Below are 18724 nucleotides of genomic sequence, written 5' to 3'. Positions count from 1 at the left end.
CTGCCGACGAAGCTCCGTCAACTGGGCAATAGCTGCATCCCGCTGGGCATCCTGCTGTGCCCGCTCCGCCTGCCGACGTGCCCGGTCGAGCTGCGCCGCCGAAGGCGCCACGGACCTGGGGCGCGAGGCCGTGCGGCGAGTACTTGTCCCGCGGCGGCTGCCTCCGCCGCGCAGCGAGCTGGAGGCGTAGAAGGGGCCGAGGCCGGACGAGATACGGGCTCCTCCGCTGCCGACGCTGATGCGTGCCGCGCGGGGACCGACCGACGTACGTACACCTCGTGTTGAGACCCGCACACTCATTCCCGGCACACCGACCCGGAAGCCAAACCCCATGGCAACTCCTTCTCTCCTCAAGGAGTCTGCCACCGAACCCGCCCGCACCGGATGGGAACGCCGCCGAGCCAGCCTTGACGAACGGCAGCGCACCCTGACCGTCCTCGCCGCTCTCGAACTCGACGGGGCGACAATCGCCTTTACCGCTGTCACCCGCACAACCGGCGTCTCCACGCGGCATCAGCAGCACTGTGCCATGGAACTCGACCTGGGTCGCCAAAACTTCCTGTGCCCGCCATCCCCGGGGTGGACCGCAACGGCGTTGACGACGGAGGCAGGCGTCGGTGTATTCGGCCAGCTCGATGACAGTGATGCCAGCGTTATCGAGGAGTTCGGCGCGTCGCGCCGGGGGCGAGGTGTCCGCCTCCCGCCGGGCGATGAAGACGCGCCGGATCTTGGTCTCGCGGATGAGCCGGGCGCAGGAGCAGGGTCGGGAGGTGCGCTTCGCACACGGTTCGAGGGAGCAGTAGATCGTGGCGTCGGCGAGGCGCGTCTCGCCGCCCTGGAGCTTGCCGGGGGCGTCTTTCTCTGCGGGCTCGTGAAGGTTGATTTCGCGGGAGTAGCCGCGGGCGAGCTCGGTACCGTCGGCGGCGAAGAGCCAGGTCGGGTACCCCCTCGGTCACGGCATCCCGGCGTCCTCACCGCGCCGTCCATTCCGGGGCACACCATGTGAGCATGCCCTCTGACCTGTAACTCGCAGTGGCAACCGCAGATGTTGCTCAAATGGGATTGCCCCAGGGGACACGGCGGAAGAATTCCCTCGAAGTCCTGCGACGCAACCGTTCGGACACGCCGTACGGGTGGGACCATTTGGCAGTCAGCTCGGCGAGCGTGGCGAGGGTGTGCTCCAGAGGCGCGCCACGCCGTACGAAGGCGTCGTCGAGCATTTTGTCCATCACGGCGACGGCGGTGCGCCTCGCCGGGCCAGGCGGCTCTTGGTGATCAGAAACGCTCGCTCGCAACCGGCAGTGCCAGCGCATCAAGAAGCCGACCAAGAACACTTTCGAGGTCAGGAAACGCGACCAGCCCCGCACGCCGAGTAACGTCCGCTACGCACTCAGAGTTACCCGGCACCCCATCCGACCTGCGGAAACACGAAAAATCACCGGCATTGCAGGCATGCCAGCCAACGTGACAAGGCCCCGGCCGACAGTTCCTGCGGGGTGACCGCGGCTTTCCGGTCTTCCGTCGGCGCCAAGGCGGACCACGTCGACGGCGTCGACATCACATGGTGGCCGTGTGGGCTGCCACAGGCCGGCCGCCGCGCCTCCGGGTCCCCAAACCCGGAGGCGCGGAACCCGACAGGCGCCGGCGGCAAGCACATCAACCGGCTTACGTGAGGAGGCGGAGACCCCCGCGGCCACCCCGCGTCCTCGTCGTCCTCGTCCGGCCCGGCAGCTCGCTTCCGGCGCGTCAGGAGGGGCGTTGTTCTCGCAAGTCCTTCGCCTTGACCCCGACCAGCAGCAGGACGACGGCGAGCAGCACAATCCCGGCGCTGATCTGCAGGCCGAGCGACAGGCTGCCGGTGCTGGCCTGGATGAATCCGAGCAGGGATGGCGACGCGGCCGCCGCGAAGGACCCCATCGAGGTGACGAGCGCGATTCCGGTGGCCGCCGCGCGTTCGCTCAGGTAGATGGAGGGGATGGAGTAGAAGACGGTGAGGCCCGAATAGTGGGCCGCGGCCAGGATCGCCAGGAGCACCACGACCACGGCGACATCGTCTCCGGACACCGAGATCGCCACCATGGCCAGGGCCGCGACGGTCCAGCTGAGGGCCGCGTGCCAGCGGCGTTCCAGGGTGCGGTCGGAGTGCCGTCCCACGATCAGCATGACGACGATGCCGAACAAGGGCGGCAGGGCGGAGAAAAAGCCCAGGTCGAGGACATCCCCGACGCCCGCGTCGGCAATGATCCGCGGCGTCCAGAACGACACGGCGTTGGCGAGCGTGTAGGCCCCGCAGGCGCAGAGGCCGATGATCCACACCTTGGGGTCTCTCAGGGCGAGCAGCAGCCCGCCGTGTCCCTTGCCGGCCGTCTGCTCGGCCTTCTTGCGCTGCTGGTCCGCGTCCAGGTCCAGACGGACGGCCGCCCGCTGGGCGGGAGTCAGCCAGCGTGCCTGCTCGGGTTCGTCGACGAGCCACAGCAGGACGGCGCCGGCGAGCAGGATCGGGGGAATCCCCTCGATGATGAACAGCCACTGCCAGTCCGCGATCCGCGTGCCGCCGTCGAAGGCCTTCATGATGGCGCCGGACATGAGGGAGCCCAGGACACCGGAGACGGGGACGCCCGCGAAGAACACCGCGGTCATGCGCGTACGCCGTGCGGAGGGGAACCAGCGCGAGAGGAAGTAGAGGGCTCCGGGGAAGAAGCCGGCCTCCGTGACGCCGAGGAGGAACCTCGCGACGTAGAAGGTGATCTCGTTGTGGACCAGTGAGGTTGCGAGGGTGACGACGCCCCAGGACACCATGATGCGCACGAGCGTCTTGCGGGCCCCGAGCCGGGCCAGTAGAGCGCTGCTCGGTACTTCGAAGAGGATGAAACCGACGAAGAACAGGGTCACGCCGAGGCCGTAGACGGCGGAGCCGAAGCCGAGGTCCCGCTCGAGCCCGTGCTGGGCGATTCCGATGTTGGTGCGGTCGATGAAGCTGACGATGTAACAGATGACCAGGAGCGGCATGACGCGCCAGGCGATGGTGCGATAGGTCGCGGCGCGGTCGACTGCGGAGGCGTCGACTGCGTCCTGTGGTGCGGTGGAGGTCGAGGGGTCGGCCACGACGTACGACTCCTTTGTCGAGGTATGTCGCCAAGAGCGGCGGGCATGGCGAGTTTCCGACGCTCAAGTTGATAAAGTCAACACCCTCGGCAGAGATACCATGCCGCCCATGGTGAAACGTGACGACGGCCGAGACCTTGCGCCGATCTCCGAGCTGCTGTCTTACCGGCTCTCGCGGACGTCCTCGGCCCTGTCGCGCAGTGCGGCGCTCAGGTACCGCCGCGAGTTCGACGTGAGTCTCGGTGAGTGGCGCACCCTCGCCCTGATCGCGGCCGATCCGACGCTGACGCTCAACCGGCTGGCCCGACGGGCCGGTCTGGACAAGGCCCAGATGAGCCGCGTCGTCCGCGGCCTGGTCGAACGCGGCCTCGTGAACCGCACCGAGGGGGTGGGCCGCAGCCGACAGTTGGCCCTCACTAATTCCGGGGTCGAGGTCTACCGGGGCCTCATCGAGGCCGCGAACGAGCGGGACGCGGCTTTCGCTGCGCTGCTCTCCGACGAGGAGGCGCAGGTCCTGGGGCGCGCCCTGGAGAAGCTGGCCGACCTGGCACTGTCCCTGGAGCGGCGGGAGCGGGAGCACCTCGATGAAGATTAGGTGTTGACGTTATCAACAGCTGGGGGGTAGTAGTTGTCGAGTCATCCTGAGGAGGTGGCTCGATGACCGACACGGTCACCATCTGTGAGTGCTTCGCCCGGGACGGGCTGCAACACGAACCCACGTTCGTGCCGACCACAACAAAAATCGCCCTGCTGGAAACATTTGCCGATGCGGGCTTCCGCCGTATCGAGGCGACCAGTTACAGCCATCCGAAGTGGGTGCCCGCCTTCGCCGACGCCGGTGAGGTCCTGGCAGGTGTCACCCACCGACCCGGCGTGGCGTTCAAGGCGACGTGCCCCAATCCAAGGGCGGTCGAACGGGCCATGAGCGACCTCGACCGCGGCGTGGGCGCCGAGGAACTGAGCCTGCTGGTATCGGCCAGTGAGAGCCACACGCAGAAGAACCTGCGCACCACACGGGCGCAGCAGTGGGAGCGTGTCGAGGAGATGGTCGCCCTGGCGGACGGCCGCTTCCGGCTGGTGGGCGTGGTGTCCGTCGCGTTCGGCTGCCCCTTCGAGGGGCGCGTCGATCCCGGACGCGTCGCCGAGGACGTCGCCCGCTTCGCCGACCTCGGCGCGGACGCCGTCACCCTGGGGGACACCACGGGCGTCGCCACCCCCGCCGCCGTCGCCGCCCTCTTCAACCGCCTGGACCGGGCCCACCCCGGCCTTGCGGTGATCTCCCACTTCCACAACACCCGCGGAACGGCCATTGCCAACGCGGTCGCCGCCCTGGAGGCCGGCTGCCGCCACTTCGACAGCGCCTTCGGAGGCGTCGGCGGCCATCCGTCGAAGATCGGCTACGGAGCCGGCCTCACTGGAAACGTCTGCACCGAGGACCTGGTGTGCCTGTTCGACGCGATGGGCGTGGACACCGGTATCGACCTGGACGCGCTCGCCGCCGCATCCCGGGCCTGCGAGGAGGCACTGGGCCGCCCCCTGCACAGCATGGTGGCCCGCGCCGGATTCCGGCGCTCCGCCGCCGCAGCCTGACCCCCACCGCCCGACCGAGGAGAACCTTCCGTGACTGTCACGACCAGCGGGCAGCCGACCGACGCGGACGCAGCCGCCACCGACGTACTGCTCGTCGAGGACCGAGGACCCGTCCGCGTCCTCACCCTCAACCGCCCCGACAAGCTCAACGCCCTCGACACCGCGCTCACCCGCGCCCTGAGCACCGCGCTCACCGCGGCCGAGGACGACACCCAGGTACGCGCCGTCGTCCTCACCGGCGCAGGGCGCGCCTTCTGCGCGGGCGCCGACCTCTCGGAGTTCTCGGCCCTCACCCCCGATCAGCCGGAGGCCGTCCTCGAACGGGCGGCACTGACCGCCCACGTACAGACGCAGATGCAGCGGATGGGTACGCCGGTCATCTCCGCCGTGCGCGGTGCCGCCGTGGGCGGCGGCGCCGGACTGGCCATAGGCGCCGACATGACGGTCGTGGGCACGGACCTGAAGTTCGGCTATCCCGAACTGCGGCACTCCATCGTTCCGGCCCTGGTGATGACCGGACTCCAGCGGCATCTGGGCCGCAAGCTCGCCTTCGAGCTCGTCAGTACGGGACGGCTGCTGGCCGCCGCCGAGGCCCTGGAGCACGGCCTGGCCAATCGCGTCGTGGATCCGGACGACGTGGTCGAGTCCGCGCTCGGGACGGCGCAGCAGTGGGCCGCTGTCGAGCCCCGCGCCCTCCGCGCGGCGAAGGACCTGTTCTACCGTGTCGCGGACCTGCCCACCGAGGCGGCGATGCGGGCAGGCCAGGACGTCAACGCGCTGATGCGGGGGTTTCGCCGGTGAACGAGAGCACCACGCCCGGCCCACTCGACGGCATCACCGTCCTCGACTTCTCTCGCGTCCTCGCGGCCCCGATGGCCACCCAGATCCTCGCCGAACAGGGAGCCACGGTCATCAAGGTCGAACGCCCGGGCGGCGGCGACGAGACCCGCAGCTTCGAACCCCGCCTGCCGCACGGCGAGAGCGCCTACTTCTTCGCCTTCAACCGCGGCAAGCGCTCGGTCACCCTGGACCTCAAGGACCCCCGCGGCCGTGACGCCGCCCGCCGGCTTGCCGCCCGGGCCGACATCGTCGTGGAGAACTTCCTCCCCGGTGCCATGGCGCGACTGGGACTGGGATACGACGATCTCAGCGCCGCCAATCCGGGGCTCGTGTACATCTCCGCCACCGGTTTCGGACAGAGCGGCCCCGACCGCCTGCGCAAGGGCTACGACACCGTCTTCCAAGCGCTGTCCGGTGTCATGGCAATGACCGGTGAGCCCGACGGCCCGCCCAGCAAGACGGGGATCCCGGTGGCGGACATGACATCCGGTCTCTGGATCGCCATCGCCGCCCTCACCGGCCTGGCCGGCCGCGGCGTCACCGGACGCGGCCGCCACTTCGACGTCTCCATGATGGACGTACAGCTCAGTCTGCACGCCCTCAACGCGGCCCGGCTGTTCGCCCTCGACGAGGACCCGGTGCGTACCGGCACCCAGCACCCCGGGCGTGTCCCGTCCGCGGCCTTCCGCACCGCTGACGGCGGATGGCTGCACATCAGCGGAAGCGATCAGCACTGGTCGCCGCTGTGCTCCGTGCTCGGCCTGGCCGAACTCGGAGCCGACCCGGACCTGCGGCACAACACGGGACGTGTCGCCCAGCGCGACCGCGTCATGGACGCCCTGCGCACGGCCATCGCCGGACGGGACCGCGAACCGCTCCTGAAGGAACTGCGCGCCGCCGACGTCCCGGCCGGGGAGATCCGCGGCGTCCGCGAGGCCCTGACGGCCCCTCAAGCACAGGCACGGGGCGTGGTCACCGACTTCGAGCACCCCACCGAAGGCACCTTCAAAGCCCTGCGCACGCCGCTGCGAGAGACCGGCGGCGAGCCCGTGCCCGCCGGCACCCCACCACTGCTGGGCGCCGACACCGAAACCGTCCTCGCGCAGTTCGCCGGACTAGACGACCGCGAGATCGAGGGCCTGCGGGCCGCGGGAGTGATCTGAGATGACCACGGCCGACAAATCGTCCCGATCCGACGCACCGCGTGTGAGTTGCGTGGTCGCGGACGGCATCGCCCGCGTCGAACTGGCCCGGCCCGGCGCCCGTAACGCCGTCGACCTGCCGATGTGCCGGGAGCTGCGGTCCGTCTTCGAGGAACTCGACGCGGACGATGACGTACGCGTGGTACTCCTGTCCGCCCAGGGGCCCGCCTTCTGTGCTGGGGCCGACCTCAAGGAACGGTCCGGCCGGGACGCCGCCTGGGTCCGCCGCAGGCGGCTCGCCTCCTTCGCCGCCTACGAGGCCATCGAACAGTGCCGCCACCCGGTCGTCGCCCTCCTGCACGGTGCGGTCGTGGGATCCGGTGGTGAGATCACCCTGGCCGCAGACTTCGCCGTCGCCGCGGAGAGCACCACGTTCCGCTTCCCCGAACCGCACTGGGGCACGGTCGGCGCCACCCAGCGCCTGCAACGGGCCATCGGCAAGCGCCGCGCCAAGGAGCTCCTCTTCACCGGACGTGCCATGGCCGCCGCCGAGGCCCTCGACCTGGGCGTCGTCTCCCGCGTCGTACCCGATGACCTGCTGGCACAGACCGGTGCGGATGTCGCGGCCACCATCGCGAAGGCGCCGCCGCTGGCCATCGCGCTGACCAAGCGAGCCGTCGACCTCGGCGGCGAGACCGATCTCGACCGCGGCATCAGAATCGAGATGGCGGCCATCGAACAGTGCCTGTCCGACGGCGGCTGGCGCGACGGCGTCGACCGGTTCGCCCGCGGCGGCCTTGACAACTCCGTGACCAGCGAGGTGGAGCAGCGATGAACCTCAGGCAGACATGTCCCCTGACCGCCCACGAGGCACTGGAGCGCGCCGCGCTTCTCGCCCCCGACGTGGAGGCCGTGGTCACCGCCGAGGAACGCCTCACCTACGGTGCGCTCGCCGCCGAGGTCACCCGGATCCGGGCCGCTCTCGCCGCCGCCGGCATCGGCCCGGGCGACCGTGTCGGGCTGTGTCTTGGCAACGGCCCCCGCTGGGTCGCCCTGTTCGTCGCCCTGGGATCGGTCGGCGCGGTGACCGTTCCCGTCAACACCCGTTACACCGCCGACGAGGTGGAGCACACCCTCACCCACGCCAAGGTCTCCACCCTGTTCGTCGCCGACCGAGTGCTGCGCGTCGACTTCCTCGCCATCCTGAGCGCTCTCGGCCTCGGCGCGGACGGCACCGCCACCAGCGCCCGCCTGCCCGACCTGAAACGGGTCGTCGTGTGCGGGGAAGAGGTGCCCGGCTGGGCGACGCCATGGCCGCGGTTCCTGTCCGAAGCAACCGGCCAGGTCCCCGCGACCGGTACCCCGGACGACATCCTGCTCGTCCAATACACCTCCGGCACGACCTCCCGACCCAAGGGCGTACTGCTCACCCAGCGCAGTATGTGCGCCGACGCGTTCTTCTCCGGCGCCCGCCTCGGCCTGCGCCCCGGGGACCGCTTCCACAGCGCCCGGCCCTTCTTCCACGTCGCCGGGAGCACCCTGTCCGTGCTGGCGTCCATCCAGCACGCCACCACCCTGGTCACGATGCCGAAGTTCGAGCCGGCCGAGGCGCTGCGGCTGCTGGAGAGCGAACGGTGCACCCACTTCTCCGGCAACGACACCATCGCCCTCATGCTGCTCAACCACCCCGACCGCGCCCACCGCACGCTCCATCTGCGCGGCGCGTGGGTCGCGGCCTCCGCCACCGTCATCCGCAGGGTGATCGATGAGCTGGGCGCGGCCGAGTGCGTCGCCGGATACGGGCTGTCGGAAGCCTCTCCGAACGTCTCCCAGTCCTGCTGGTGGGAGGACGACGAGGTGAGGGCATCCGGCGCGATGCAGGTGCAACCCGGCGTCGAGGTCCGCATCCGCGCCGCGGACGGCACCCGGGACTGCGCTCCGGACGAGCCCGGCTCGATCCTGGTACGCGGATGGAACGTCATGCAGGGCTACCTGGACGCCCCCGAGGAGACCGCGGCGGTCATCGACTCCGACGGCTGGCTGGCCACTGGCGACGTCGGAGCGCTCGACGCCACCGGACGCCTGCACTTCATGGGGCGGACCAAGGACATCATCCGGGTCGGCGGCGAGAACGTCGCACCGGCCGACGTGGAGGACACCCTCCACCGCCATCCGCGTATCCGGCAGGCCGTCGTGGTCGGTGTTCCCGACGAACGGCTGGTCGAGGTGCCGTTCGCGTTCGTCGTCCTTACCGAGCCGGGCACCACCGAGGACGAGCTGATCGCCTGGGCGCGTACCCGCATGGCGGGCTTCAAGGTTCCACGGTATCTGCGCATCGTGGACGGCTTCGAGGACATCGGCATGACCGCCAGCTCCAAGGTCCAGAAGAACCGGCTCGCCGCACACGGCCGCACCCTTCTCGCCCAGCAGGACCACGAGGTATCGGCATGACCAGTATCCCCACCCCGGTCACCGGCCTGCTCGGCGTCCGTCTCCCGGTGATCCAGGCGGGCATGTCCTGGGCCTCGTCCAGCTCGGCCCTGCCCCTCGCGGTCACCCGGGCCGGCGGGCTGGGCGTCGTCGCCGCGGGACCCATGCGTCTGGACGACCTCGCTCGCGTGCTCGACGAGATGGCCGCGGGAACCGACGACCCCTGGGGGGTCAATCTGCCGCTCTACCGGGCGGGGGCCGACGACGTCATCGATCTGCTCCTCGAGCGGCGTCCACCGGTGCTGATCGCGTCCCAGGGCGGACCGCGCCGCTACCTGGAACGGTTCCACGACGTCGGTACCGTCTGTCTGCACGTCGTGGCCGGCGTCGAGCATGCCCGCAAGGCTGCCGACGCGGGAGTCGACGGTCTGGTCGTCGTCGGCGGGGAGGCCGGCGGGCACCCGCCGCCCGCGATGGTGGCCACGCAGGTCCTCGTGCGGGCTGTGGTCTCGGCCGTCGAGGGCCTTCCGGTGGTCGCCTCCGGTGGTGTGGCGGACGGTGCCGGGCTGGCCGCGATGCTGGCCCTGGGAGCGGGCGCCGCCCAGTTCGGCACACGGTTCCTCGCCACCGAGGAAGCGACCGTGCATCCCGAGTACAAGGAGGTGGTCCTCGCTGCCGGGGTGGAGGACACCCGCACGGTCGGACACGGCCTCGGCCTCATCCGCGCTGTCGAGAACGACTTCACCGTCCGCATGCAGCGTCTTGAGGAGTCTGCCGCCGAACTCGGCGTACGGCGCAAGGAGTTCCAGTCCGCCAGTCTCAAGGACGCCGCCCTGCACGGCCGCGTGCGTGAGGGCAAGGTCGAGGCAGGGCAATCCGCGGGTCTGATCGACGCGGTTCTCCCCGCCACCGCCGTCGTCGAGCGCATCGTCGCCGAGTACCGGACCGCGCTCACCCGTCTGCCTCTGCCTGTGGCCACCGAGGTGCGGCCTTTGATAGTCGAGGGAGCCGGGCACGGGCCCGCGCCGGCGTCAAGGGCCTGATCACCCGGGGTCTGTCGCGGGGGTCGAACGGCCGGTGGGGCCGCACTTCAGGGCTGTTGGCTCGTGCGGGTTGCGGCACGTTCCTCTGGTCCAACACCAACCCGCACGACACCTTCCGCCTGGTCACAGGGAAGCGTCTCGACGGTGTCGGCCCCGCAGCTGTGCCCCGCCCCCGCACCCCGGCGGGCGCCGACGACTGAGGCCTCATCTCCACCCAGCGCCGCCGTCGAGCTTCGGCTCGTACCACCAGCCAGGGCCGTCGGGCAGGGTCGGGACCGCTTGGGCCAGCGCCACCTTGATCGGGAACTCCACAGAACCGATCCTGCGAGCCCCGCGCTACAGCAGCGCGCCGAGGGAGGCCAACAGGGACCTGACCAGAGCTCTCAACCAGCGCGGCTGAGACGCTCCGCCGGCATCGCCTCCTGCAGACGAACTGCCCGACGGATGAGGCCACGAACGCCAACAGCGAGCGCCCAGAACAGGAGAGGAAGCGCGGCAACTCGCTCCATACCTCCCATGCCGAGACCGAGGTAGTGGTGGGAGAGGAAGAGCCCAAAAGCCGTGATCGCGGTGACGCCCAGCAGGCTGGTGCCCCACCGCAATGGGGCAGGAACGTGTTCTGCCATGCCGACCCTGCCAGGAAAAGACCGATGTTGCCCATCGCCATGATGAGAAGGGCGCCCAAGACGTGCTGGTTCTCGTTGACGTCCGCGGGAGCCAGCCCGGCCAACACGAATCCCACGCCGGCACCGGCGAGCAGCAGACGAGCCACGGCAGCGGCCGGGCCTCTGCGCCATAGGACACCACCGGTCAGGGCGGCGCCGACAACGAGCAGCGCTCCCAGGGTGAAGAACGAGGCATTCATAAGGCTGTGCTCGGGGGAGCAGATATACCGCGGCTCAGGCTCTGGCTGCAGGGCGCAGTGAGCGTTTCCTAAGTCGCTGATGTTGTTCCGTGCCCAGCTATATGGTCTCGCCCAAGCCGACTCGGCAATCCCGTGGATGACGAAGAACTGCACCACGCCCACGATCCAAGCCGAGTACCCGATCCGGACCCTCACCTGTCCACCTTCCGTCTGAAGTTTCCCCGTGATCCTGGACACGATCCTGTTATGCCGCGAGGGCTTGTTCCCGCTGGTGACGCAGGCGCGTTTCGTGGGGTGTGAGGTATCCCCACACGATGTGCTTGCGGAGCCTGCGGCGGTTGTAGAAGGTCTCGATGAACGCGAAGATCTCGGCGCGGGCGGTGGCCCGGTCCGGCCAGAAGCGAGTGCCGATCTCTTCCTTGAGGACGGCCCAGAAGCTCTCGGCGGCGGCGTTGTCGTAGCAGATTCCAGTCCGCCCCATGCTCTGGCGGCATTCCAACTGGCAGATTTTTGAGCCAAGTTGGGTGGAGGTGTACTCGGATCCGCGGTCCGAGTGGATCACGCAGCCGGGTTCCAGGCGGCCCAGGTTGGCGGCCATGTCCAGGGGGTCGACGACGAGGTCGGCGCGGTGGTGGTCGGCCATCGAGTAGCCGATCACCTCCCGTGTGGCCAGGTCGAGCCAGCCGGCGAGGTAGAGCCAGCCCTCGGCGGTGGGGATGTAGACACCTCAGGCGCGTAACTCGTCAAGCTGCGGCGGCAAGTTCGACGGGGAAGGCGGTGTGTTCGTCGAACAGCTCTTCGTGCTGGAGGCAGTGGTAGAGCTGGCCGATCATGCGGTTGAAGAGGTTGCGCTGGGCGGCGGCGTGCCAGTCTCCGTGGTCGTCGCGGCGCCGTCGGTAATGGGCTTTGGCGCCGGGCGAAGAGGTGAGGGAGGCGAAGGCCCAGAGGTAGCCGGCGTGGTTGAGGCGGTCGTTCTTGACCCACCTGCGGGTGATGCTGGATTTCTTCCCGGAGGCCCTGGTGATGGGCGAGGCGCCGGCGTATGCCTTCAGGCCGCGGGCATCGGCGAACCGTTTGCGGTCGTCGCCGATCTCGGCGAGCACCCGGGCGCCGAGCTGGGTGCCGAGGCCGGGGAAGCTGAGGATGATCTCAGCGTCCGGGTGTCGAGGGAACGTCTCCTCCACCGCCTTGGCGAGGTCGTCGGCTGCTGTGCAGGCGGCTTCCAGCTGGACCAGGAGGGCGAGCATCTGCTTGCCGAGCGCGTCTTCGACCAGCGGCGGCTGGTGGGCCCAGTCGGCCCGGAAGACCTCCCGGAGCCGTTCGGTCTCGGCGTCGATGCCGCGCTGGCGGCCGGCCCGCTTGAGTGCGGCTGCAGCGGGTCTGTACGGTAACCGGTGTAACTCCCGAGCTGGAAGCGACAGTTGATGACTGACGTGATGAGTGACATCAAGGCCGGGGAGGCCGCCGTGGGTGCGCTGGATGCTGTGGATGACAGTCTGGTTGCCGAACTGGTGGCCCGGGCCCAGGCCGGCGGAGTGAAGCTGACCGGCGAGGGCGGCCTTCTGGCGGAGCTGACGCGCAAGGTGCTGGAGTCCGCGCTGGAGGGTGAGCTGACCGACCACCTCGGACACGAGCCCGGTGAACGGGTCGAGGGCGGCCGGGAGAATTACCGCAACGGCCACCGGTCCAAGACCGTGACCACCGAGGTCGGCCCGGTGGAGATCGCGGTGCCGCGGGACCGGGCGGGCACGTTCGAACCGCAGCTGGTCAAGAAGCGCCAGCGGCGCCTGGGCGGCGTGGACGAGATGGTCCTGTCCCTGTCCGCGAAGGGCCTTACCCACGGCGAGATCTCCGCCCACCTGGCCGAGGTCTACGGCACGGAGGTCTCCAAGACCACTGTCTCCACGATCACCGACAGCGTGATGGCCGGCATGGCCGAATGGCAGAACCGTCCCCTGGACAGCGGGCGGTTTCTAGCGGTGATTGCGAATCACGGAAACTGTGATGCTATGCCCCAGTCTTGCATGACCTCGGACGGAGTACGGTCTCCCAGGACCATTCGGGGGCGCTCGTTGAGCTGACGGGCCACGGCCGTCAGGTTGCGCAGGGAGTGGACCGTAAGGTCGGTGCCCTTGGGGAAGTACTGCCGCAGCAGCCCGTTGATGTTCTCGTTGGTGCCGCGCTGCCAGGGAGAATGAGGATCGCAGAAATAGATCCGGAAGCCGGAGAGGGCCTCTATCTCTTCATGGAGGACGAGCTCGCGCCCCTGGTCCCAGGTCAGGGTCCGCCGCAACGCTCGTGGCAGATCGGCGGTCTGCGAGACCAGGGCGTCGCGCATCGGCTGGGCCTTCCAGCCGTGCGGCAGGTGGATCAGGCGAACGAAGCGGGTCGTGCGGTCGACGAGGGTGCCTATAGCGGACCGCTGAGCGCGTCCGATGATGAGGTCTCCCTCCCAATCGCCGGGCGTTTCACGATCGTTGACCGTGGCGGGTCGGTCATGGACGAGCGTCATGTTCTTGATCTTGTTGGGTGAGACGACGCCACGGCGTTGCCGCTTGCGGCGGGTGCGTCCGGTGCGCAGTCGGCCCTCACGCTTGCCCAGAAGGCCAGCGAACAGGCCACGGTAGATCGTCTCCGGACAGGCCCGCATGCGAGGGTTGTCCGGGTGCTCGCGTGCGAGGTGTCGAGCAATCTGCTGCGGGGACCACTTCTCGTCGAGCTTCTCGCGCACTGCCGCGCGCAGGGGTCCGTGGTCGCGGAGTTTCTCTTCTTTGGGGCGTTGGCGACGCAGGAGCGCCTGGTTGTGTGCCCACCAGGGTTCGTACTCCCCGTTCTCCTTCCGGCCGCGTCCAATCTCCCGGTAGACCGTCGAAACGCTCTTGCCGATCTCGGCGGCGATGACGACCGGGCTCCGCCCGGCGCGCAGACCGTCGGCGATGGCGATCCGCTCGTCCTGGGTCAGGAAGCGTGGCGAGATGGGAGGGTCAGGAATGATCATGCTTCCAGCATCGATGAACCAGTTGGACCCGCAGCTCACCGATACGCCCACTTGGCGGGCGGCCGCTGCCCCCTTCAGGCCCTTGCGCCGCAGCTCGAAGTACCGCCGTCTGGCCGACGACGGCATGCGATTGGCTCCTCCACGAGGCATGCGAACCATCTCCCCTTGGATGTTCGCAACCACCGATCGAATTCAAGGCGTGTATCCGGTCGTCTTCATCGACTGCGTGAACGTGAAGGTCAGGGATGGGCAGGTCGCCAACCGGCCCGTCTACATGGCCTTGGCCGTGACGGCGGAGGGGCATCGGGACATCCTGGGCCTGTGGGTCGGCGACGGCGGCGAGGGCGCCAAGTACTGGCTGCAGGTCCTTACCGAGATCAAGAACCGGGGCGCCCGTGATGTGCTGATGCTGGTCTGCGACGGCCTGACCGGTCTTCCGGACGCGGTCAACACGGTCTGGCCTGCGACGATCGTGCAAACGTGCGTGGTTCACCTCCTGCGGAACAGCTTCCGTTACGCGGCCAGGCAGGACTGGGAGAAGATCGCGAAGGCGCTCAAGCCCATCTACACCGCGCCGACCGAGGACGCCGCCCTGGAACGCTTCATGGAGTTCAATGAGGCCTGGGGAAGGAAATACCCGGCGATCGTGCGGCTGTGGGAAAGCGCCTGGGCGGAGTTCGTCCCCTTCCTCCAGTTCGATATTGAGATCCGGAAAATCGTGTGCACCACCAACGCAATCGAGTCCGTCAACGCCCGTATCCGCAAGGCCGTGAGGGCCCGCGGGCACTTCCCCACTGAACAGGCCGCGCTCAAGTGCGTCTACCTCGCGGTGATGAGCCTGGACCCCAAGGGCACCGGAAGCAAGCGCTGGACCATGCGCTGGAAAGCCGCACTCCAAGCCTTCGACATCACCTTCGACGGCCGGCTCACTGCCGGACGCCGGTAGAAACAATCAACCGAGTCCCACCGTTCGCTGTACAGACCCTTTCCGCCGGTCTCCGTGACCTCGGCGGCCTTGGCCTTCTTGACCCAGGCGCGCAGGCTCTCGGCACTGACGTCGAGTTGCCAGGCGACGTCGGTCACCGTCCGCCCTGACGAGCACACGAGCTCGACCGCGTCCCGTTTGTACTCTTCCGAGTACCGCTTCGTGTACTTGCTTCCCACCTGGCACTACTTCCTCTGGAGCCGTTCAGGTTTCAGCCCGGATCCACCGGCTTGATTCCGGAGTGATCGTTTCGGGGTTGTCTTGGCGGTTGGCGAGATGATCTGGCTGTTCGGGCAGGGAGTATCCGCTGGTCTGTCCAGCTCTTCCACGTGTTCGGCGGTCTCGGGCCCTTGCGGGCGGGGTGGTCAGGGCTTCTCAGGCTGTGGGTGGTGGCGCGTGCACGAGGTCGAAGAGCTGGGTGAAGTCGTCGGCCCAGGGCCAGTGTTCGGGCAGGTGGAGGGTGAGGCGCCGGGCGGAGCGGGCCGGGCGGGCGGGCACGTTGATCAGGTGGTCGCGGATCGTTGCGGTGGTGGCCTTGGCGTGGAAGGCGGACGCCAGGGCGCCGGCGGCGCGGGTCAGATTGTGCGCGAGAGCGGCCAGCGCGAGCCAGGCGGCGTTCGCCTGGAAGTGCCCGGAGGGGGCGTGGGCGAACGGGCCGTTCTTCAAGTCCGCGATCACCTGTTCCACGACAGCGTGCCGCCTGTGCTCACGTTCGGCATCGGACAGGGAGAGCGGAGAGTCGGTGAACGCGGCGTGGTAGCGCCAGGTATCGAAGAGTGCGCCCTGTCCCTCGGGCACCGCTGCCGGGTTGAGCCGTTTGACGCGGCGCACGATCAGACGGGCGGTGGCCTGCTGCTTCTTCGGCTTGGAGGTGAAGGCGGTGTAGGTGGTCTCGGCTATCTCGGCGTCCGAGATCCAGCACTGCCCCTCCTCGTCCCACACGGCCTTGGGGTACTTGATCGCCTTCCACGCGGCTTCGTCGATGCCCGCGATCGCGGCCTTGACCGAGGCGTTCATCCGCACGGTGACCGAGAACCGGACGCCCAGGGCCCGGCAGGCGTTCACGATATTGGCGCCGTAGAACGCGGAGTCGGCCCGCACGACCAGCAGCCCGCTCGCGCCGCACGCTCTTGCGGTGCGGATCGATTCGGCGACGAACGCGGCCGCACCTCGGGCGGAGTTGGACGGTCCCTTGCGCAGGCGGGTGGCGACGATCACCGGAGCGGCCAGCGGGGTGGAGACGATCCCGATCAGCGCGTTCAAGCCCTTGACCTTGCTGTATCCGTAGCCGGCGCCCTGCTTGGCGTAGCCGTAGGTGCGACGGATCGTGTCGTCGATGTCCACGTAGGCCACTTGGTCGGCGCCGGGCAGCAGCGGGGTGTGCGCGGCCAGTTCGGGTAGGAACCGGCGGGCCACCGCGTGCAGTTGCTTCACGTGTCCGTGGCTGAAGGAGCGCAGGTACGAGCCCAGCGTGGACGGCGCCCGCACCCCGCTGAACAGCCGCGGCAGCCCACCGTGCCGCAGCCGGTCCATGTCATCGATGCTGTCCGCCCCGGCGACCATGCCGCCGACCAGCGACATCAGCTTCGCCGCGGGGAAGGCCCCGGTGCCGTCCGTCGAGGCCGGCAGCCGGACGTGCTCGTCGACGAGTGCGGGCAGTCCGCACCGCTCAGCCAGCCGCACCACCGGGGCCAGCCCGCCGTAGCCGACCAGATTCGGATCATCAAACCGTGCGGAGACCCTCGCTGCGGCATGGGAAGATTGCATCTCGGAAGTGCCCTCGTGGTCGTGCGTGCTGGAAGCGTGAAGAACTCCCATCATCGCAGGTCACAGGGCACTTCCTCGTTTCCGGAGAGGCTATCCACAGGCATCGAGCCGGTGGATCCGGGCTCAGTCTCCAGGTGTCCACGATCAAGGGGAAGCTTCAACAACAGAATCACCCCGGCCACCCAACAGTTGATAACCAACGCAGCCGCTCAGCCCAACCGAAACGGCGAGGTTAGGCGCAATACCGGTAACTTACGGAGATTCTGCTCGTTGTTGTTGGTATGCCAAGAGCGGGCCAACTGAAGTCATCTGGTGAGCGGTTGTCGGACCGGGTTGCGGTCGGAGTGCTGACGCAGGCGTTTCCTCGGTCGCTGGTGGACGAGGTACTGGTGGAGACGGGCCGGATGCAACTGCGGAACCGGTTGCTGCCGGCCCGGTTGGTGGTCTATTTCGTGCTGGCGATGTGTTTGTTCTCCGGGCAGAGCTATGAGGAAGTCGCCCGGCTGCTGACAGCTGGTCTGCAGGACGAGCGGCGTTGGCGTGGGACGTGGGTGGTGCCGAGTACGGCTGCGATCTGGAAAGCCAGGTCCCGGCTGGGTGTGGCGCCTCTGCGGCGGCTGTTCGCGCGCGTGTGCTGTCCGGTCGCCACACCCGACACGCAGGGCGCCTTCTACGGCGTCTGGCGGCTGACCGCGATCGACGGCACCACGTTTGACCTGCCGGACACGAAAGCGAACACGGAAGCGTTCGGCCGCCCGCCCCGCTCCGGGCGGGGCGAACTTGAGGTCGGCCGCCCGCAGTTGCGCATGGTCGGCCTGGTGGAATGCGGCACCCACGTCGTTTTCGACGCTGCGGTCGGAGGTCTGCGCGCCGGAGAGCAGACACTGGCCCGGGCGGTGCTGGGGTCCCTGCGGCCGGGGATGCTGCTCCTGGCCGACCGCGGTTTCTACGGCGTGGACCTGTGGTGCAAAGCGGCAGCCACCGGGGCGGACCTGTTGTGGCGCGTGCGCAAGGACCTGGTGCTGCCGGTGGTGGAGCAACTGCCGGACGGCTCCTACCTCACCGAAATTTTCGATCGGAGCGACATCCACCACACTCGTCGTGGGGTGCGGGTGCGCGCGGTGGAGTACACCATCGCCGGCCACGAGGGTGTCTACCGGCTCCTCACCACCATCCTCGACCCGTCCATGGCCCCAGCCGCGGAACTGGCAGCCCTTTACGCCCAGCGATGGGAGTTCGAGTCCACCCTCGACGAGATCAAGACCCACCTCGGCGGGTCGCACCTGGTGCTGCGTTCACAACACCCTGACGGAGCCGAGCAGGAACTTTACGGCTTCCTGCTCGTCCACCACGCTATCCGGCACCTGATGCACCAGGCCGCGAACCAAGCCGGTCAGGATCCCGACCGCATCTCCTTCATCCGTTCAGTGCGCGTCGTGCGCCGCCAGGTCACCGACCAGGCGGCATTTTCCCCCCGGCAGACTCACCCGCGCGGTCAAAGCGACCCACGCTGAACTCATCGAGCGTCTCCTGCCACCGCGACGCCGCAGATCCAACCCCCGCGTCATCAAACGCAAAGTCCTCGCCTGGCCCCTCAAACGCGCCGCCCACCGTGTTACGGACCGTCCAGCTATCCCGACTCTCACCATCGTCAACGCCACCAAACCCAAACGGGTCAAGCGGACCAAAGCGCCCTAAGTTACCGGTATTGAGGTTAGGCGACCTCTTCCTTGAGGGCCTTGAGCTGGGCAAATTCCTCGGTCGTGGTCCCGGTTCGGGCACCGGCATCGACCTCGGCCTGACGCACTCAGTTCCGCAGGGACTCCAGCCCGATGCCGAGCTTCGCTCCGATCGGGCGGATCGCCGCGGACTCGGTCCTGTACTGATCACGAGTCTCCAGGACCGGGCGCACGGCCCGTTCCTTGAGATCCTTGAGGTATTGCTTCGCCGTAACGGACT

The 18724-nt window shown here is 68.6% G+C and carries 17 protein-coding genes and 3 pseudogenes; 12 read left to right on the top strand and 8 right to left on the bottom strand.

Annotated features, from left to right (window positions below):
• Positions 1-331 precede the first annotated feature (331 nt).
• A complete protein-coding gene (locus tag OG306_RS00350; RefSeq protein ID WP_323187897.1) occupies positions 332-1006 on the top strand; it encodes a hypothetical protein in 675 nt (224 codons plus the stop codon).
• 46 nt (positions 1007-1052) lie between these two features.
• Here OG306_RS00350 and OG306_RS00345 read toward each other — a convergent pair whose 3' ends face one another.
• Complete coding sequence (locus tag OG306_RS00345; protein ID WP_432762225.1) at positions 1053-1232, bottom strand: hypothetical protein; 180 nt, start codon at positions 1230-1232, stop codon at positions 1053-1055.
• A gap of 514 nt (positions 1233-1746) precedes the next feature.
• On the bottom strand, positions 1747-3105 hold the full coding sequence (locus tag OG306_RS00340) for an MFS transporter (RefSeq protein ID WP_371665018.1): 1359 nt from the start codon (positions 3103-3105) through the stop codon (positions 1747-1749).
• A gap of 109 nt (positions 3106-3214) precedes the next feature.
• Between OG306_RS00340 and OG306_RS00335 the strand changes: the two genes are divergently transcribed.
• From OG306_RS00335 to OG306_RS00300, 8 genes are all read left to right on the top strand, one after another.
• Positions 3215-3700: a MarR family winged helix-turn-helix transcriptional regulator gene (locus tag OG306_RS00335; protein ID WP_266751787.1), complete on the top strand. Its 486-nt coding sequence runs from the start codon at positions 3215-3217 to the stop codon at positions 3698-3700.
• 62 nt (positions 3701-3762) lie between these two features.
• Positions 3763-4695: a hydroxymethylglutaryl-CoA lyase gene (locus tag OG306_RS00330; RefSeq protein WP_266907959.1), complete on the top strand. Its 933-nt coding sequence runs from the start codon at positions 3763-3765 to the stop codon at positions 4693-4695.
• Between the two features lie 30 nt (positions 4696-4725).
• Positions 4726-5496, top strand: coding sequence for an enoyl-CoA hydratase/isomerase family protein (locus tag OG306_RS00325; protein WP_266751791.1), 771 nt, complete (start codon positions 4726-4728; stop codon positions 5494-5496).
• Positions 5493-6698, top strand: coding sequence for a CaiB/BaiF CoA transferase family protein (locus tag OG306_RS00320; protein ID WP_266751793.1), 1206 nt, complete (start codon positions 5493-5495; stop codon positions 6696-6698). The genes OG306_RS00325 and OG306_RS00320 overlap by 4 nt, the downstream gene beginning before the upstream one ends.
• 43 nt (positions 6699-6741) lie before the next feature.
• Positions 6742-7512, top strand: coding sequence for an enoyl-CoA hydratase/isomerase family protein (locus tag OG306_RS00315; RefSeq protein WP_266751795.1), 771 nt, complete (start codon positions 6742-6744; stop codon positions 7510-7512).
• Entirely contained in the window at positions 7509-9128 is a 1620-nt protein-coding gene (locus OG306_RS00310) for an AMP-binding protein (protein WP_266907957.1), read from the top strand. The genes OG306_RS00315 and OG306_RS00310 overlap by 4 nt, the downstream gene beginning before the upstream one ends.
• Positions 9125-10150, top strand: a complete 1026-nt coding sequence (locus tag OG306_RS00305; RefSeq protein ID WP_266751798.1) for an NAD(P)H-dependent flavin oxidoreductase — start codon at positions 9125-9127, stop codon at positions 10148-10150. Before OG306_RS00310 ends, OG306_RS00305 begins: the two co-directional genes overlap by 4 nt.
• A 56-nt stretch (positions 10151-10206) precedes the next feature.
• Positions 10207-10350, top strand: a complete 144-nt coding sequence (locus tag OG306_RS00300; protein ID WP_266751799.1) for a hypothetical protein — start codon at positions 10207-10209, stop codon at positions 10348-10350.
• Positions 10351-10781: 431 nt separating this feature from the next.
• On the opposite strand, the pseudogene OG306_RS00295 reads toward OG306_RS00300, so the two are convergent.
• The 3 genes and pseudogenes from OG306_RS00295 to OG306_RS00285 all read right to left on the bottom strand — a co-directional run.
• Positions 10782-11168, bottom strand: a pseudogene (locus OG306_RS00295) (DUF998 domain-containing protein); the annotation flags it as partial.
• A 91-nt stretch (positions 11169-11259) separates the two neighbouring features.
• Positions 11260-11733, bottom strand: a complete 474-nt coding sequence (locus OG306_RS00290) for a DDE-type integrase/transposase/recombinase (protein ID WP_266908127.1) — start codon at positions 11731-11733, stop codon at positions 11260-11262.
• Between the two features lie 25 nt (positions 11734-11758).
• A pseudogene (locus tag OG306_RS00285) lies at positions 11759-12385 on the bottom strand (transposase); the annotation flags it as partial.
• A gap of 54 nt (positions 12386-12439) precedes the next feature.
• Between OG306_RS00285 and OG306_RS00280 the strand changes: the two are divergent.
• Positions 12440-13096 (top strand): transposase, encoded by a 657-nt coding sequence (locus tag OG306_RS00280; RefSeq protein WP_353963819.1) that lies wholly within the window; start codon positions 12440-12442, stop codon positions 13094-13096.
• On the opposite strand, the gene OG306_RS00275 is transcribed toward OG306_RS00280, so the two are convergent.
• The gene (locus OG306_RS00275; RefSeq protein ID WP_432762224.1) at positions 13006-14163 is read right to left on the bottom strand and encodes an IS30 family transposase; all 1158 of its coding nucleotides are present in this window, start codon (positions 14161-14163) and stop codon (positions 13006-13008) included. The genes OG306_RS00280 and OG306_RS00275 overlap by 91 nt on opposite strands.
• 49 nt (positions 14164-14212) lie before the next feature.
• On the opposite strand from OG306_RS00275, the pseudogene OG306_RS00270 reads away from it, so the two are divergent.
• A pseudogene (locus OG306_RS00270) lies at positions 14213-14947 on the top strand (IS256 family transposase); the annotation flags it as partial.
• Here the strand turns inward: OG306_RS00270 and OG306_RS00265 are convergent.
• Both OG306_RS00265 and OG306_RS00260 read right to left on the bottom strand, forming a co-directional pair.
• A complete protein-coding gene (locus tag OG306_RS00265) occupies positions 14833-15177 on the bottom strand; it encodes a transposase (RefSeq protein ID WP_353963846.1) in 345 nt (114 codons plus the stop codon). The pseudogene OG306_RS00270 and the gene OG306_RS00265 overlap by 115 nt on opposite strands.
• A 196-nt stretch (positions 15178-15373) precedes the next feature.
• On the bottom strand, positions 15374-16765 hold the full coding sequence (locus OG306_RS00260; RefSeq protein ID WP_266745780.1) for an IS1380 family transposase: 1392 nt from the start codon (positions 16763-16765) through the stop codon (positions 15374-15376).
• A gap of 281 nt (positions 16766-17046) precedes the next feature.
• Between OG306_RS00260 and OG306_RS00255 the strand changes: the two genes are divergently transcribed.
• The gene (locus OG306_RS00255) at positions 17047-18279 is read left to right on the top strand and encodes an IS4 family transposase (protein WP_266908925.1); all 1233 of its coding nucleotides are present in this window, start codon (positions 17047-17049) and stop codon (positions 18277-18279) included.
• Positions 18280-18724 lie beyond the last annotated feature (445 nt).

Origin of the sequence: Streptomyces sp. NBC_01241 (genome assembly GCF_041435435.1) — a bacterium.
Classification (GTDB): Bacteria; Actinomycetota; Actinomycetes; order Streptomycetales; family Streptomycetaceae; genus Streptomyces.
Note: the sequence above shows the minus strand (reverse complement) of the source record. Positions and strands in the feature narration are given on the sequence as shown.